Source organism: Propionivibrio sp. (assembly GCF_029255185.1).
Lineage (GTDB): Bacteria > Pseudomonadota > Gammaproteobacteria > Burkholderiales > Rhodocyclaceae > Propionivibrio.
Genome location: NZ_JAPUVO010000042.1, coordinates 1 through 3,378, shown reverse-complemented (window position 1 = coordinate 3,378; position 3,378 = coordinate 1). Strand labels below are relative to the sequence as shown.

General features: G+C 61.3%; 4 protein-coding genes and 1 pseudogene. 4 read left to right on the top strand and 1 reads right to left on the bottom strand.

The annotated features are described in order from the left end of the window. The 4 genes and pseudogenes from Q1J43_RS00870 to trmB all read left to right on the top strand — a co-directional run. Positions 1-609, top strand: a pseudogene (locus Q1J43_RS00870) (hypothetical protein); the annotation flags it as partial. Between the two features lie 114 nt (positions 610-723). After that, a complete protein-coding gene (thiS, locus tag Q1J43_RS00865; RefSeq protein ID WP_301100399.1) occupies positions 724-924 on the top strand; it encodes a sulfur carrier protein ThiS in 201 nt (66 codons plus the stop codon). A 49-nt stretch (positions 925-973) separates the two neighbouring features. Continuing rightward, complete coding sequence (locus Q1J43_RS00860; protein ID WP_301100398.1) at positions 974-1,768, top strand: thiazole synthase; 795 nt, start codon at positions 974-976, stop codon at positions 1,766-1,768. A 2-nt stretch (positions 1,769-1,770) separates the two neighbouring features. Next, positions 1,771-2,493, top strand: coding sequence for a tRNA (guanosine(46)-N7)-methyltransferase TrmB (gene trmB / locus Q1J43_RS00855; RefSeq protein ID WP_301100397.1), 723 nt, complete (start codon positions 1,771-1,773; stop codon positions 2,491-2,493). Position 2,494: 1 nt separating this feature from the next. On the opposite strand, the gene moeB is transcribed toward trmB, so the two are convergent. After that, positions 2,495-3,238, bottom strand: a complete 744-nt coding sequence (gene moeB, locus Q1J43_RS00850) for a molybdopterin-synthase adenylyltransferase MoeB (RefSeq protein ID WP_301100396.1) — start codon at positions 3,236-3,238, stop codon at positions 2,495-2,497. Positions 3,239-3,378: the final 140 nt, after the last annotated feature.

The window sequence follows — 3,378 nt, the reverse complement described above, 5'->3', positions numbered from 1 at the left end:
GGGCAGACCCACACCCGTGACCAGGACCAAGACGGCCGCCCGAGCAACTACACCCTGGGCAGCACCCCCTGGCGGATCGACTACGACGCCGCCAGCCGCATCACCGCCCAGACCGATACCAGCGAGCCCACCCACCGCGGCCTCTACGGCTACGACAGCCTCGACCGCCTGACCAGCGCCCAACTGCCGGCCACCAACTACGGCTACAGCTATGACGCCACCGGCAACCGCCGCACCCAGACGATCGGCGCCAGCACCCGCAGCTACGTCACCGAGAGCACCAGCAACCGGCTGCAAAGCGTATCGGGCACCCCGCCGACGACCTACACGCACGACGCCAACGGCAGCATCACCAGCGACGGCCAGAACCAATGGGTCTACGACCCGCGCGGCCGACTGAGCGGCGCCACCACGGCCGCTGGCAACACTACCTACCGGATCAATGCCCTCGGCCAGCGGGTACGCAAGACAACCATCGGCGCTACTCCCAGCGACACCCTCTACCTCTACGACTTGGCCGGTCACTTGGTCGCCGAGAGCGACGCCACCGGCGTTATTCAGACCGAATATCTGTGGCTTGAGGACATACCGCTGGTGGTGTTGCAATGAGGGCTGGGGCGATGAACGGCAGCGGGTGCAACGTCGCCGCTCCGATGGTCAGCCTGAGCGCGCCGGCCAACAACTCAAGTTACTCGAACGAATAACCAGGGAAAATCCCTCTCCATGGAAATCACAATCAATGGCGAACTCCGCCAATTCCCCGCAGTGCTGACTGTAACTGCATTGGTCGAGGTGCTCGGCTATACCGGCAAGCGCATCGCGGTCGAGTGCAACGGAGAAATCGTCCCGCGCGGGCGTCATGCCGACGTTTCGCTGGTTGCTGGCGACCGCATTGAAATTGTCGTCGCCGTTGGCGGCGGCTGATTCAGTCATTCCCGATAGTTTACCTTGCACGCCTTCTGAGGAAAGCCACATGAACACGTCCGTACACAGTCTGACCATTGCCGGCAAGACCTATCGCTCACGCCTTCTGGTCGGTACTGGCAAGTACAAGGATTTTGCCGAAACACGCGCAGCGATTGACGCCTCGGGTGCGCAGATTGTCACGGTGGCAATACGACGCGTGAATATCGGCCAGAATTCTGACGAACCCAATTTACTCGACGCTCTGCCAACCTCCGAATTCACTATTCTGCCGAATACTGCTGGTTGCTATACCGCCGACGATGCGGTGCGCACCTTGCGCCTGGGACGTGAACTTCTCGACGGTCATGCGTTGTGCAAGCTCGAAGTGCTCGGCGATCCGACCAATCTTTTCCCAAACATGCCGGAAACGCTGAAAGCGGCGGCAACACTGGTCAAGGACGGTTTTGACGTGATGGTGTACTGCGCTGATGACCCGATCCAGGCCAGAATGCTCGAAGACATTGGCTGCGTTGCCGTCATGCCGTTGGCCTCACTGATCGGCTCCGGAATGGGTATTGTCAATCCGTGGAATCTGCGCCTGATTATCGACAATCTGACGGTGCCGGTACTGGTCGATGCCGGCGTCGGCACCGCGTCGGACGCGACGATCGCCATGGAACTTGGCTGCGATGGTGTGCTGATGAATACCGCCATCGCCCACGCCAGGGATTCGGTACTGATGGCCAGCGCCATGAAGAAAGCTGTCGAGGCCGGGCGCGAGGCTTTCCTTGCCGGGCGCATGCCGCGCAAGTACTACGCGGCCGACCCCTCGTCGCCAAGCACCGGGCTGATCGGTTCGTGAGCGTGAGCGAGCACCCGGAAGACGTCCGCCCAGCGGATGAGTTTGCCAACCCACACGGTCACATCCGCAGTTTCGTCCTGCGTCAAGGTCGCGTCTCGAACGCGCAGTTGCGTTACCACGCAGGAATGATGGACGAAATTGGCGTGCCCTACGTGGCTGCGCCACATGATCTGGCCACGGTGTTTGGTCGCAGCGCAGAGTTGGCGCCAAAAATTATTGAAATTGGTTTCGGCATGGGTGAGACCTCGGCGGCGATTGCCGCGGCCAACCCGGACAAGGATTACCTAGGTATCGAAGTGCATACGCCAGGGGTCGGGAGCTTGTGCAAACTGGTCGCCGAAGGGGGGCTGGTCAATCTGCGTATCGTCCAGCACGACGCAGTGGAGGTCTTGCGCGACATGATCCAGCCCGAAGCACTGTCCGGCGCACATATCTTTTTTCCTGATCCGTGGCCGAAGGCTCGTCATCACAAGCGGCGCCTGATTCAGCCGCCGCTCGTCGCGCTGCTCGCCAGCCGGCTTACACCCGGCGGCTACATCCATTGCGCCACCGACTGGGAGGAATATGCCCAGCAGATGCTCGATGTGCTGTCAGCCGAACCTTTGCTGGAAAATACCGCCGCCGGCTTTGCCCCGCGCCCCGACTATCGCCCGCTCACCAAGTTCGAGCAGCGTGGCTTGCGCCTGGGGCACGGGGTGTGGGATCTGGTGTTTCGTCGCAAATAGGCTAACCGCAGACAGCGCACTTCGGATCCTTGCCGAACTTCACGCTGCGCCATTCCATCGTTAATCCGTCAAGTAGCAGCAGGCGACCAATCGCCGGCACCCCCGCGTTACTGATAACTTTCAGCGCTTCGGCCGCCTGCATGGCGCCGATGATGCCGGTGAGCGGGGCAAAGATACCCATCACCGCGCAGCGGGCTTCCTCGACGTCTTCAGCTTCGGGAAACAGGCAGTGGTAACAGGGTGAGTGCTCGCGTCGTGCGTCGAAGACCGAGAGTTGTCCACTAAAGCGGATGGCCGCGCCTGATACCAGTGGCGTTTGTTGCCTGACACAGGCGCGATTGACGGCGTGCCGGGTGGTGAAGTTGTCGCAGCAGTCAAGTACGATATCGGCGTCGGCAATCAATGCTTCCAGTTGTTCGCCGGCGAGTCGCTGGCTGACCGGGATGACGGTTACTTGCGGATTGATCTGTGCCAACGCGATTTGTCCGGAGACGGCCTTCAACTGGCCGATTCGTTCCTGCGTGTGCAAAATCTGGCGTTGCAGATTGGTCAGGTCCACGGTGTCGCCGTCGGCCAGCGTGAGGCGGCCAATTCCGGCGGAGGCCAGATAGAGGGCGGCGGGGGAACCCAGCCCGCCGGCGCCGATGACCAGCGCATGGGCATCAACGATCTTCGTCTGGCCCTCGATACCGATTTCGTCGAGCAGGATGTGCCGGCTGTAGCGCAGCAACTGCTCGTCGTTCATGCTAGTCTTACTGTGTCACATGGCATGATTGCCTGCTCCACAGCACGGACAGCGCTGAAGTTTGCGGGCGATGGCTTGCGCGATGAGGAATCGCAGCGTTGGAATCGAGTCAGGTACATGCCGCTGCGCTCGTCCGGTGG